The following is a 13,386-nucleotide window of genomic DNA, read 5'->3' as shown; positions in this document are numbered from 1 at the left end:
GTCATAACATTTTTTGTATAAAAGGTCTTGAATTTAGCTGTGAGTAAAGTATAAATATAGTCAGCTTGTTTTAAAAAGGAAACAGCAAAACCATGGCTAACCAACATGAGAGTAGAAAAGATAGTAAAATGAATAGTAAAAAAAAGTGGCTAGCTTTGACGGCAGTTGGCGTTGCTTTATTGTTAATTCCAAGGCGCAGTAGTCGTAAAGCCAGTGGTGATCAAAGTGAGCAGGTTAACAGCAAAGTCGAAAATCCTAATCAGTAAATGTTTAAAAGTTGTCTTTATCAATGTATTTAGCTAGTCTAAAACTGCACAATATTCTATAATTGTAATACCTTACTATTGAAAACTTCGGTATTAAAACTTTTACGATAACTTTTATGGCAGCTCAAGATTATGAAAGCTCAAGCAAGCGTGCCAAAACTCAAGGCAAATTGGTTAGCATTGAGTATACTAATAGCGGCTACGGGTGGCTTACTAAGTTGTGAGCAGCAGCCAAAGTCTATGTTTGAGCAACAAGCTGAGATCAAATCCAACAATGAGTTAGCTACTGATATCGATGACAAAATCACCGTTGCACCTGTAAACACACAAGGTACAGCACCTATCGCTGATAGCAGTTTGAATAATGATTCAGAGAATCAACAAGTCACCGCTATTAAAACTAATAAACAACAAGCTATCGCGCGCCAGCCTAATTGTGATGCTAACGAAAAGATCTGCCAGTATTTTGAGCTAAATGTACTGGAATTTATACCTAAGCAGCCGTGGCTCACGAGCATCATGTGGAAGACCATCGCGCAAGTACTAGCACCAGAAGCGCCGCTGGCAAGTCAAGATCAAATTGCTAAAAATACGATTTTGAGGTTACTGAAACAAGTCGAATATGGTGATAATGAGACCGATACGCTACCCATTTATGAGCGCATTGATACAGAATTAGTGCTACATTCAGTCAATAGTAATACTAACGATCAGGGCGTTCTTGCAACGATCGCAACGGGCTATCTCTCAGTGCGTTCGACCGAAGAGCGTGATAGTAGTGCTCAGCGTCTAAGCTACGTGATGCTGGATGTCGAAAAAAAGCTACAGCTGACTATCGAAGATGTATTATTACCTGAGGTCAATAAAAATCAGCTCCTAACGAGCTTGCAAAAGGCAAAAAAGAATTGGCTAATTAGCCAAGGCGTCGCAAAAAATCAACTTGATGACAGGCCGCTGCAATTGTCCAAGCAGTGGTATTTAGATGATCAGGGTTTACATATGGTTTATCAGTCAGGAGAGCTGATCAACGCGCACACTACTGCCGTAGATCTCATAGTGCCTTATGATTTGTTAGAAGGGCTGATTAAGACTTATTATATAGTACAAGAGGATTAGTAGTACAAGGAGCTTAGCATCGTGCAAAAAGAGCAGCTTAAGCCTGTACTCAACTTGTAAGCCCTCACGCTAAATGTCTATCAGTCGCCGCTTGTCATTTGATACAATAGCAACCAGATTAATAATAACCTTAATCAATACAAGAAACTATTAGTGTCTGTCATGCAATCTATTATGCCAAAATCTCCTTTAAAGGGTTTAACTCTATCGAATAGCTATCATTTAATTGATACGCATACTCATTTTGATGCGCCTGTATTTGATAGCGATAGAGGTATGCAAGCGGCACAAGCTTATGCTAATGGCGTGCAGCATTTAGTATTAGTCGGATATTTATATCAGCACTTTGATCGACTGTATAGTACTTATAATTTCCTTAATCAACATGACCCTGAGTCTACTAAAACCTTTATTCATGAAGAGTCTAAAGCAATAGGCTATCCACAAGCGCATATTGCTCTTGGGCTGCATCCGTTCTATATTGAGCAGCATACCGACGCACACTTGCAGAAAATGGCGCAGATGCTGGATCAATCGCGACCTCTAGCTATCGGTGAGATTGGCTTAGATACCTTCACGGACGCCATGAAAACCCCTGAAAAATTTGCGAAGCAGCAGCAATTTTTTAGAGCGCAACTTGATATGGCAGTGACCCATCGACTGCCTGTGATGCTCCATATCCGTAAAGCTCATGCAGAGGCGCTGGCGATATTAAAAGCTCATGACTATGACGCACATAAACTCGGTGGTATCGCCCATAGCTTTAGTGGCGGCGAGCAAGAGGCCAAGGCCTTTGTAAAACTAGGCTTTAAGCTTGGGGTTACAGGACAAGTGAGTAACCCCAATGCCAAAAAGCTACGGCGAGCTATTCAAGCGGTGGTCAGTGAATATGGTATAGGCTGCCTGGTAGTTGAGACGGACTGTCCTGATATGACACCTATGCAATGCCAAGTTGGCGCTGATACTGTCGCTAATAGTGACACTCAGGACTCTATAACCGCGCCGTCTTCAGCTGCTTCTTTGTCACAGTTGCAAAGCTCAGATGACGAATGGCAAAGGCCGGATAATCATCATAGAAATGTACCTGCTAACCTGCCTTGGGTATTGAGTGCGTTGAGCGAATTATTAGCAGTAGATCCTGCCAAGTTAGCCGAGCAGTTATTGCAAAACAGTTGTGAGGCGCTACAAACTAATTGGGGCTACTAGCACTATATTTTATTAATCAACAAGACATGCATTTATTATGAGTCAAAATCAGTCTCCAAAAATAACGATCGATGAGGATACCCAGCAGTATCAGCGCCGCTTTAAAGGCACACAAACCTTATATGGTGATAGTGCTTTTGATGCTTTTGCCTCTGCTCACATCTATGTGATTGGCGTTGGCGGTGTTGGCTCTTGGGTAGCTGAAGCGCTCGCGCGTACCGCGGTAGGTCAGGTGACGCTGATGGATATGGATGTGCTAGTCGCCTCTAACGTCAATAGACAACTGCCCGCGCTTGATAGCAGTTTTGGTCAAAGCAAAATTGCGGCTATGGGTCAGCGAATGCATGAGATTAACCCAAAAATACAGCTCGAACTAATAGATGACTTTTTGACTCCTGAAAATGTGGCGGATCTACTACCCAGTCGCTATACTGCTAAACAAGCAGCGCTTGAGGGACAAGCTATTATCGTTTTGGACTGTGTTGACGATATGAGTGCTAAGCTGGCTATCGCATTGCACTGCCGCTTCAATAAGCTCAAGCTTATCTGTGCAGGCGGAGCGGGTGGCAAAACAGATCCACGACAGATTACAGTGAGTGATCTAAAAGAATGTTATCAAGATCCTTTGCTGGCAAGACTGCGCTATAAGCTGCGTTTTGAAAAAGGCATCAATAAAGCACTAAAAGAGAAGTTCGGTATCAAATGCGTTTATTCAACTCAGCCGCCAAAGGTCAATAAAGCGGGTCAAGCGGGTGGCTTACATTGTGGCGGTTACGGCTCAGCAGTTACAGTCACCTCAGTTGTGGCGATGATTATGGTTAGTGAAGCGCTAGATATGTTAACTAAGTTTTCAAAAGACCATAACTCAATTTATTCATTAAATTGAGTTATGGTCTTTTGAACATTCGACCGTGGCACTGACAGGGTCGTTATTACACTAATTGAGGGAGATAGTTTTGTCTACTTTACAGTACCCATCAGCAGTAGATGAAAAATACCGCATTGCAAAATTGCACGAATATGAAGTGCTCAATAATGACCATGAGCCTGCTTTTGCAAGGCTCACTGATTTGGTAAAACTATTTTTTGACTTTCCAATAGTTACCATTACCTTTATGGATGAAGACACGCAATACTTAAGAGCTGTCCATGGCTTAGGGAGTGTCTGTACGACAACTCGTGAAGTGGCTATTTGCAACTATACGGTGTTATCTGACAAAGTGTTTATTGTCCCTGATCTAACCGCAGATGAGCGCTTTGCAAGCAACCCGTTAGTGACAGAGGCGCCTTTCTTTCGCTTTTATGCCGGCGCACCAATTATCATACGTGATGGTAATACCACGTATCGTTTAGGCTCGTTATGTGTCATTGACACTGAACCCAATTTCGATTTTGATGATAAAAAAGCCGAGCAATTAGCACAATTTGCAGAGATAGTAGCAGACACTTTACGTCTGCAAAAAAAGCAGCATCAAGCCAAACAAGACAATCAAATGAAGTCAGATTTTTTGTCTAATATGAGTCATGAGATTCGCACTCCTATGAATGGCATCATAGGCATGGTTGAGATGCTCAATGATACTAAACTCAATGATGAGCAAAAAAGCTACGTGGATAATATAGACATATCCACTGAGCACTTATTGTCGGTAATCAATGGTATTTTGGATTTATCAAAAGTCGAATCAGGCAAAATGACTATTGAAGCAGTACCTATAAATTTGGCGACAGTGTGTCATGATGTTATTAATTTATTCGCCATGAAAGCCCGTCAGTGTGGTTTAACGCTGGATTTCCATTATACCGAAGAGCTATCGCCTTACATGCTCGGAGACCCCGTACGTCTCAGGCAAATTTTGGCAAATTTGGTCAGTAATGCAGTCAAGTTCACACGCAGGGGCGGGCGCATTAGTATCAATGTCACGCATGCCAGACTAGCTCATGGTCAGATACCCGCTCATAGTACCCGTATTAACAAAGATAAAACGAGCACCCAGAATCCTGCAAAATTAATGACTCATTACAATTTTGGTGAGATGAAAACAGTTGAGCAAAGCGCTGATGCTGCTGGCGACTATAGCGTAGATTCCAAAGAGATGACATTATGTATTGAGGTGATTGATAATGGAGTCGGTATCAAGCCTAAGTCATTGGGTGTCATATTTGATGCTTATAATCAAGCGGATAAATCAACCCATCGGCTCTATGGTGGTACAGGTTTAGGCTTGTCAATATGCAAATCTTTAGTGAATCTGATGGGCGGTCATATCTCGGTCAGTAGTGAGTTTGGGATAGGGACTACCTTTCAGGTCTTACTGCCATTACCGACCCTTGAGCAGCAAGAGTACAACGCATGGCAGCAGTCAAATGGTGGTATGCTCAAGTCAGTCTCAGAGCTGGTTGGACATATTCTACTCGTTGAGGATGATAATGTTAATGCACTAATAGCCAAAAAGGCCCTTGTTGATAGCGGTCATACCGTTACCCATGTCACGGATGGTCAACAAGCGCTTGAAACCTTTGCCGCTGACCCACAGCGCTATGAAATTATATTGATGGATCACTTTATGCCGATTATGGATGGGGTACAAGCGACCCTCAGACTACGTGAGCTATATGATGCGGATACCTTGCCTCCAATTATCGCCCTCACTGCCAATGCAATGGACGGTGAGCGCAAAAAGTACTTACAAGTAGGTATGCAAGATTATTGTACCAAACCTTTTAAGAAGGATCAGCTCAACGCTTTGGTTCAGTATTGGCTGATGCATAGACAGGCATTGAGAAAAAGATCATAATTATTTTAATGGTATTAGCTGTCATTCAATATCAAATGGACGATACCTTAGATGAGCTATAGTTCGGTATTATAAGTAATGAAAAAGGCGCATCGATTAGAGAATCGATGCGCCTTTTTCATTACTGCTTAGAACACTGTAGTCATTTTAAATTTTGGTAACTAGGGTCTGTTGAAGCACTATTATATTAACTGACAGTCATATCAACTGACACGAGTTTGATAGTCGCTGGTACGCGTATCAACACGGACGACTTCGCCTTGCTGGACAAATAAAGGGACTCGTACTACCGCACCAGTCTCTAAGATAGCAGGCTTACCGCCGCCGCCTGAAGTATCACCGCGAACACCAGGATCTGTTTCGGTGATGGTCAATTCAACAAAGTTTGGCGGAGTGATAGATAAAGGGACGCCATTAAATAAGGTAATAGTGCACAGATCGTTACCGTTCTCTTTTAACCATTGTGTTGAGTCGCCCATCGCAGTCTTATCTGCTTGTAATTGCTCAAAGCTCTCAGGATGCATAAAGTGCCAAAATTCACCATCGTTATACAGATAGTTCATTTCAGTATCGATGACATCAGCGGCCTCCAAGCTATCACCTGACTTGAAGGTCTGCTCTAACATTTTACCACTACGTAAGTTACGTAGCTTAACGCGATTAAAGGCTTGGCCTTTACCAGGTTTGACAAACTCGTTTTCCGTAATGGCACAAGGGTTGCCATCGAGCATGACTTTTAGACCGGCTTTAAATTCATTGGTAGAAAAACTTGCCACAAAATACTCCTAATGATTGTTTTTAACAATTGTTTCTAATATAAGGCCTGAGCAGTTTGACAGGTATGTTTTGATAGTAAGCTGAGATTACGTATAATGTTGATTTTTAAGCAGACATACTAGAGTGTCATGATAAACCATTTAATCACACAAAAAAACTGGCAAACACAATTATCCGAGGCGGTAAGCTCAATTGATGAGCTATTGGCTATATTGCAGCTTGAGTCGCTGCGCGCGCAAGTATATGTGCCGACTCATTTCAAACTGCGTGTCCCTCGTGCATTTGTTGCCAAAATGAGCGTTGGCGATGCCAATGATCCCCTGCTTAAACAAGTACTACCAGACCAGCGTGAGCAACAAGCAGTGACGGGCTACGTTACTGATCCACTAGGTGAGAGTGATCATAACCCAAGCCGTGGGTTATTACACAAGTATCAGTCGCGCGTACTATTAACGATAACAGGTGCCTGCGCTATCCATTGTCGCTATTGTTTTCGTCAACATTTTGACTATAATGCAAATATGCCAAATTCTGGCACACAAGTTGCAAATAAAGCTTATATTAGCGCTCATCCCGAGATTGATGAGGTTATCTTAAGTGGTGGCGATCCGCTAAGCGTCTCCAACAGGCGTCTATTTGCATGGCTTGATGCGCTTGAGGCTATCCCGCAGCTTACCACTATTAGGTTGCATACCCGATTGCCTATTGTGATACCTGAGCGTTTGGATAACGAATTATTAGATAGATTGGCGCAAAGTCGCTGTCGCATCGTTATGGTCGTGCACTGTAATCATGCCAATGAGATTGATACCTTGACGGCTCAAGCGCTGCAACGGGCTAATAATGCAGGTATCACCATGCTCAATCAGACGGTATTGTTAAAAGATATCAATGATAGTGTTGAGCTGCAAGTTGCGCTTAGTCAGCGTTTATTCAGTGCAGGCGTGCTGCCTTATTATCTGCATGTACTTGATAAAGTAGATGGCGGCGCACATTTTGATTTGAGCGAACAGTTGGCGATTGAGCTATATTGGGCATTGTTAAAGCAATTACCTGGCTATTTGGTCCCCAAGTTAGTCAGAGAGCTGACGAGTAGACCGTTTAAGGTGCCGATTGACATTTACAAAGTCTCTTAAATATCTCACTATAACCACCTAGATCCTCTATAACGATCTATTAATATCAAACACTAGTTGTGTTATATTGGCGCAAGCTTTTTTGAAGTAACGATAGCTAAGTCAATAACTGTTTACAGCCGCCATAATATATTTGCATTTAGGAGCCCTTGTGATAACTCTATCGACCTTCCAAAAGCACCTAGCTAATAAAGAGCCTTTACCACAAGATGGTTTTAGATATCTAGAGGGGCAACAGCAACAGCAGCAGCTATTACAATGGACTGCAAGCTTGCCTGCCCAGAGCGAAAAAGTACAAGCTCGGCAGATTGAGAGCATACTAACAGAGCTTACTTTACCAGGTTTGAATGACAAGCTGTGCTTAGAGCTTATGAGTATAATGAGCAGTGCTACCGATCGTCTGATTACCTCACTACGTAAGCACTATATATATGAGATGGGCGCACTTAATCACGAGCAGATAAGCTATTTTGAGCAAGTTAAGTCTCTATATTATTTGACGGTTTTGGTCTACGACGGCATTGTTGAACGCGAAGGCCAAGCGTTGGATTTTCAACATTTTAGTCAGATGGATGGTAGCTGGCGCAGGCTTTTGCCAACGAGTAAAGCGCCACCTTTACTATTAGCTCAAGCGGTTTATTCGTCATTAGTTGCTTATCAAAAGTTATTGTTTGAGACCGCCTATTTGTCGCAAGAGCCACCCCAGCATATTTGGTCACAGATGAATAAGCTTTTTGGTCAGTCGCATCATTACGAAATAGCCTATATTGACTTGAGCAACAAAGTGGTGACGCGGCAGGCCAAAAGTATCCATCAGCTTTATAAGCAGATGTGTCTGCACAGCCTGCTAAATGCACGCGCTATGCGTCGATCCAGTATCTTATTGGTTCAGCGCCTGCTCCCTGATTGGGCAGAATATATTGACACCAGTATAGGCCCAAAAACCAATACTCGCGTGTTCGTAGATCTCAATAGCGACAGGCCTCCTAATTATTTGACCGCCAGCTCTACTATTGATCCTTTTGATGGGCAGCATGCTTGCTTATTCCTTGATTTAGAGCCATTAGCGGATTATTTGAATCTACGTATAGCTGATCTGAAACACAGTGATAATGACGCTATTGAATACCGCCTAACTAATAATGTTTTATTGACTATTAATTACCGTTATATTCACGATGCCGTCCAAAATTAGTCCCAAGCAGCAAGCGACTATTCTCACAGGCTTTAATAATATTCACTATCACGTGGCAAAACAGCGAGATTTACTCGATATCATAGGTCAACAAGATCTACCTGCTAAGTATTTACCAAAAGCAGCTGCTAAAGCTAATAGCGTCACAGGCATTAGCGTTGAAACCTTTGATAGTACCGATGTCATGTCACAGTATCGATTACTACAGCTATCCAAACAGATAGCAAATAACAAAGATGAGCGCTATTCATTACAAATTATGAGCTTGTTTTTGCTCTGCCGACCAAAGGTTGAAACTAAGCTTAAATGGTCTATCGGTGTTGCCCGTTGGTTAATAAGAGATGAGGTGATGACTGAGATGGAATGGCAAGTGCTCGGACATCAACTCAATCCTTGTGGACTACGCTTGGCAAACCCTAAAAGTAAGAATTTAAGGTTTGTATCAGGCTTTATTGTAGCGGATGACAATGATTTGCAAACAGGCAACAGCTTATTAGTGCCCGCTTATCACTTTCAAGAGCAAGATCGAGTCATAGTTCGTATGAATGATGAACAGCAATCAGTGCGTCTGCAGCGCTGTCTGCTCAGTACCGAAGAGTTTAGCCAGTACGAATTTGTCATGTTATAGCTCGATTTTTAGTAGCATTTGGGTGTTAGCGTTTGAGTGTTATACACAAAGTAATCCGATACCTTGACTCTGATTGTGACAAAAGTAGCAGTTAGATAATTAAAACTAATATAAAAAAGGCATATTATGCGCCCTGACACTACTCTAAACTTATTAGTAATAGACGATGATCAGCTCTACGCTGAACGTTTGGTAAAGCTGCTATCGGCTTACTACGATAAAGTCAATTTGGGTTTCTTGGATGATAAAGAAGAGTTGCTCAGAACCTTGCGTCAGCAGTGGGATGTATTGGTCTTTGGTAAGGCTTATGATTTAATATTCACCGATGTGGTCGGTATCGTACAAGAGCGTAGCATTGATCTGCCTATGATTTGCCTGATGAGTAATGATACCGCAGACACAGGTCGCAACGATGATGGTCTTCCAGCGGTTATCGATAGTACGATGATCAAGGCACTGATGCCAGATAAAGAGGGGCCTGTGATCATGGCTATTCTCTTGCAACATGATAACTTAAGGACCCGCCGACAGTTCAAAAAACTACGTGATGTGCTCTCTGAGGCCGAACAGCGTGCTAATATTTTGATCAAAAACTCAAAAAGCGCTGTCGCTTATATTGACCAAGGTATTCATATATTTGCTAATGACTCTTATCTAAGGCTCTTTGGCTTTAAGTCTATAGATGACATTATGGGGATGCCTGTTATTGATTTGATTAGCAGCGTAGACAACGTCAAAGCCTTTAAGCATTTCTTACGACAGTTCGATAAAGGAAACCGCAAACAAGTTGAGTTTAATTTTGAGAGTCGGCGTACTGATGACAGTACTTTTCAAGCTAAATTACAGCTGGCGACCGCAACCTTAAATGGAGATCCCGTTACTCAGATTATTATCCAGCAAAACGACAATAGTGCTAATGAGATTGCGCAGCGTTTAGCAGTAGCGCAGCGTCAAGATAGTCTGACAGGTCTCAGCAACCGTCGTGGGTTTGAAGAGCGTTTTGAGCTATTGTATCAACAAGCTTTGCAAGGCCAACATAACGCAGGGCTGTTATATATTCAGCTTGATAATATTGGTAAGATAAGCAGTAGCTTAGGGCTGCAAGGTATTGATACTACGATCGAAAAAGTGGCTAGAAATTTAGAGGATCTAGTGACTACCGATTGTGTCAGCCGCTTCAATGACACCTCATTTACGGTGCTAGTAGAGAGTACTGACTTACAACAGCTAACAGACTTGGCTGAAAAGATTCGCGTCAGCATTAGCGAGATGCTAATAGAAGTCGGTCAGAGAACGACGACGACCACAGCCAGCATCGGTGCAGTTATTATCGAACAAAACGCTCCTAATACGCAGGTGCTCCTTGAGCGCGCACTTGAGGCGATCAATCGGGTCAGAATTCAGACGGTTAACCAAGGCAACGCTTATCATCTGTATGACCCAAGAGAGCATGCTAGTAGTGATGATAATGCATTGGCTGAAACCTTAATCAACGCCATTGAACATGACCGCTTTAAGCTACTCTTCCAGCCTATATATGACATCAGTAATGATAGTAGTGACTTTTTTGAAGTATATTTACGACTACCATTGGCCGATGCTGACAATACTATATTGAGATTTAATCAGTTTGCAGGCGTTGCCAAAAATAATAATCTTCTTGAAAAAATAGATCGCTGGGTGTTGATTAATGCTTGTAAGCAAGTTAATGAGCTACGCAAAACTCACCCGAAAGCCCGTATATTAGTGCAGTTGACTAGTGCCTCTTTAGTCGATAAAAAACTGCCGAACGTTGCCAGTCAGTTAATCAAAGCAGTAGGCGGCGCACCTGGCGCACTCACCTTACAGTTCAATGAGCAAGACATATCCAACCATTTAACCGTAGCAAAGAGTCAGTTTACCGCATTGAGTGAAACGACTTGTCAATTAGGCATTCATAATTTTGGTACTTCTGCCAAATCTTTTGATATTGTTGAATTTGTGCGACCAAATATGACTCGGTTGGCCCGCAATTATGTAGAAGGTATTGATAATAGTGATAATCTAGAAACTATCAAATCTTTTATTGCAAAAACGAACGAGCTGGATATTGATGTGCTGATGCCTTTTATTGAGGATGCTGCTACAATGTCAGTGGCTTGGAGTGTAGGCGCACGCTATCTACAAGGCTATTACTTAGAAGAGCCAAGCGATAGCATGAATGTGGTTTAAAGCATAAGCTGGCATAGCATAGTTTCTAAGTGTGTTTTTAAGTACAGCTAGCCTATTGATAAGCGATTTGATGCTGCTTGAGCCATACTTTTAAAAACTGTACTTTTGAGAATTATACTTTCAAAACTCTATTTTTGAGTAGCTCTTGACGACAATTTTCTAATATTTAAGTTGATATAATTATTCCTAAAATCTCTGCTACTCTTACGAAGATAGTAACTATATTGAGTTTAAGCACTATTGCTTTCGTCTCTCTCAATGGTTGCTCGCGTAGTACGCCGCCTGATTATCGTCCAGAGGCTACATTGCCTGTCTATGAGGCGGGTGACGCTAAACGTGGTCAGTTAATTTATGAAGAAGCCTGCGCTCAGTGCCATCAGATCACTCCAGGGCTCAATAAAAAAGGTCCACAGCTGATGAATATCTATGGTGCTAAATCGGCACAGTTGGCTGACTTTGACTATAGCGATGGCTTAAAAGCCGCAGGGTGGGAATGGACTGCCGAAAAGCTTGACCCTTATATCGAAGATAATGAAAAGGTGATAGCCAACTCAAAAATGCTTGCTGACCCTATGCCGGATGCCAGCGAGCGTGCTGATGTCATTGCTTATCTATCTACCTTGCGCGCGCCTGTACCTGCTCTCGATGAAGAGGGGTTTCCTATTAACGATGCGGATGCATCTAAGCCACCAGTAGCAACAAATAAAGATGAGCAAAGTAAGCCGTTGCGTGATGAGGCGCTTGAAATACCAGCAGGCGCTGAAAATAAGCCGGCAGCAGATTTTCAATAGCGGTATTTTTTAGTAGTAATATTGATAGCAGCTATAGTTTTAGCAACCATGTTTTTAGTGGCTATAATTTTAGCAATTTTATTTTTGCTAATTGGACATATGAACACCAATAGTAGTATTCTATTTATCAAGATTGTCAATCTAGGGCCTGTCCTCCATTGCATGAGGACAGGCCCTAGTCTTTTATCATAAATACTTTGGTAGTTACCTATGCGTCAAAGCTCGTCCTACGACTCGTCTACTAGACCTTTTAATACTTCTCAGCCACACTCAATGACTCAGCCCAACCAAAACCCTATCGATTATTCAACCAATCAGCGGCAAGTAGCTCAGCTACTAGCGCAGCTCAATCAAATAGTGCTCGATAAATCATCAGTGACCAAGCTGGCACTTAGCTGTATGTTAGCTGGTGGGCACTTATTGTTGCAAGATTTGCCAGGTATGGGTAAGACCACGCTAGCGCAAGGGCTGGCCCAGCTATTAGGGTTGAGCTTTAACAGAGTGCAGTTCACTAATGACATGCTGCCTGCTGATATTTTGGGTATGAGTATCTATAATCAAAGCACGCTCAGCTTTGAATTTCGGCGCGGGCCTATCTTTACTCAGCTATTACTCGCTGATGAGATCAATCGCTCTAGTCCTAAGACCCAAAGCGCCTTGCTGGAGGCGATGGAGGAGCGGCAAGTGACTCAAGATGGTCAAAGCTACCCGTTGCCGCAGCCGTTCTTTGTCATTGCGACCCAAAACCCCATGCAACAAGCAGGGGTCTATCCTTTGCCTGAATCACAGCTGGATAGGTTTTTGATGTGTTTATCGCTAGGCTATCCATCGCCTGCCGCCGAACGTATGTTGCTACAAGGTCAAGATCGGCGAGCACTGATGGTGCAGTTAGACGCCATCTTGGATACCGAAGCGGTGCTATTGGCCCAGCAAGGCGTGCAGCAAGTGTATGTCGCCGAAGTCGTGCTTGATTATCTACAGCAGCTAGTGGCGCAAACCCGTATTAGTCAAGAGTATCATGGCCTGTCACCGCGTGGTGTGCTGTCATTGCAGCGTGCTGCTCAAGCTTATGCCTATGTGTCAGGACATACGGAGGTGACGCCTGAAGATATCCAAGCGGTCTTTGCGGCAGTAGTCGATCATAGACTAGGACAGCGTTTTGTAGCGGCAGCCAATAGTCAATCTCAAGGCCTTCAGACCCTTGCTCAGCGTATCTTGACAGAAGTAAAAGTGCTCGGTTAAAGTTTTGATACCGTAATAAT

12 protein-coding genes are annotated in these 13,386 nt (G+C 42.7%); 11 read left to right on the top strand and 1 reads right to left on the bottom strand.

What is annotated here, in order from left to right:
• The first annotated feature begins 92 nt into the window (after positions 1–92).
• From ACR63T_RS10435 to ACR63T_RS10415, 5 genes are all read left to right on the top strand, one after another.
• On the top strand, positions 93–266 hold the full coding sequence (locus ACR63T_RS10435) for a hypothetical protein (protein WP_201569911.1): 174 nt from the start codon (positions 93–95) through the stop codon (positions 264–266).
• Between the two features lie 132 nt (positions 267–398).
• Positions 399–1,382 (top strand): hypothetical protein, encoded by a 984-nt coding sequence (locus ACR63T_RS10430; RefSeq protein WP_472783954.1) that lies wholly within the window; start codon positions 399–401, stop codon positions 1,380–1,382.
• Between the two features lie 174 nt (positions 1,383–1,556).
• Positions 1,557–2,588 (top strand): TatD family hydrolase, encoded by a 1,032-nt coding sequence (locus ACR63T_RS10425; protein WP_472783953.1) that lies wholly within the window; start codon positions 1,557–1,559, stop codon positions 2,586–2,588.
• A 37-nt stretch (positions 2,589–2,625) separates the two neighbouring features.
• A complete protein-coding gene (locus ACR63T_RS10420; protein WP_472783952.1) occupies positions 2,626–3,474 on the top strand; it encodes a tRNA threonylcarbamoyladenosine dehydratase in 849 nt (282 codons plus the stop codon).
• A 70-nt stretch (positions 3,475–3,544) separates the two neighbouring features.
• On the top strand, positions 3,545–5,386 hold the full coding sequence (locus tag ACR63T_RS10415; RefSeq protein ID WP_472783951.1) for a GAF domain-containing hybrid sensor histidine kinase/response regulator: 1,842 nt from the start codon (positions 3,545–3,547) through the stop codon (positions 5,384–5,386).
• Positions 5,387–5,589: 203 nt separating this feature from the next.
• Here ACR63T_RS10415 and efp read toward each other — a convergent pair whose 3' ends face one another.
• Complete coding sequence (gene efp, locus ACR63T_RS10410; RefSeq protein ID WP_201569907.1) at positions 5,590–6,162, bottom strand: elongation factor P; 573 nt, start codon at positions 6,160–6,162, stop codon at positions 5,590–5,592.
• Positions 6,163–6,291: 129 nt separating this feature from the next.
• Here efp and epmB point away from each other — a divergent pair, with 129 nt between their 5' ends.
• The 6 genes from epmB to ACR63T_RS10380 all read left to right on the top strand — a co-directional run bounded on the left by epmB (position 6,292) and on the right by ACR63T_RS10380 (position 13,366).
• On the top strand, positions 6,292–7,299 hold the full coding sequence (epmB, locus tag ACR63T_RS10405; protein ID WP_472783950.1) for an EF-P beta-lysylation protein EpmB: 1,008 nt from the start codon (positions 6,292–6,294) through the stop codon (positions 7,297–7,299).
• 151 nt (positions 7,300–7,450) lie between these two features.
• Positions 7,451–8,494 (top strand): hypothetical protein, encoded by a 1,044-nt coding sequence (locus ACR63T_RS10400; RefSeq protein WP_472783949.1) that lies wholly within the window; start codon positions 7,451–7,453, stop codon positions 8,492–8,494.
• Positions 8,478–9,122 carry a hypothetical protein gene (locus ACR63T_RS10395; protein ID WP_472783948.1) on the top strand — a complete coding sequence of 215 codons (645 nt, stop codon included), beginning with the start codon at positions 8,478–8,480 and terminating at the stop codon, positions 9,120–9,122. Before ACR63T_RS10400 ends, ACR63T_RS10395 begins: the two co-directional genes overlap by 17 nt.
• Before the next feature lie 126 nt (positions 9,123–9,248).
• On the top strand, positions 9,249–11,333 hold the full coding sequence (locus ACR63T_RS10390; protein ID WP_472783947.1) for an EAL domain-containing protein: 2,085 nt from the start codon (positions 9,249–9,251) through the stop codon (positions 11,331–11,333).
• Between the two features lie 224 nt (positions 11,334–11,557).
• Complete coding sequence (locus tag ACR63T_RS10385) at positions 11,558–12,124, top strand: c-type cytochrome (RefSeq protein WP_472783946.1); 567 nt, start codon at positions 11,558–11,560, stop codon at positions 12,122–12,124.
• 273 nt (positions 12,125–12,397) lie between these two features.
• Positions 12,398–13,366, top strand: a complete 969-nt coding sequence (locus ACR63T_RS10380; RefSeq protein WP_472785269.1) for an AAA family ATPase — start codon at positions 12,398–12,400, stop codon at positions 13,364–13,366.
• Positions 13,367–13,386 lie beyond the last annotated feature (20 nt).

Source organism: Psychrobacter sp. M17(2026), from assembly GCF_055699815.1.
Note: the sequence above shows the minus strand (reverse complement) of the source record. Positions and strands in the feature narration are given on the sequence as shown.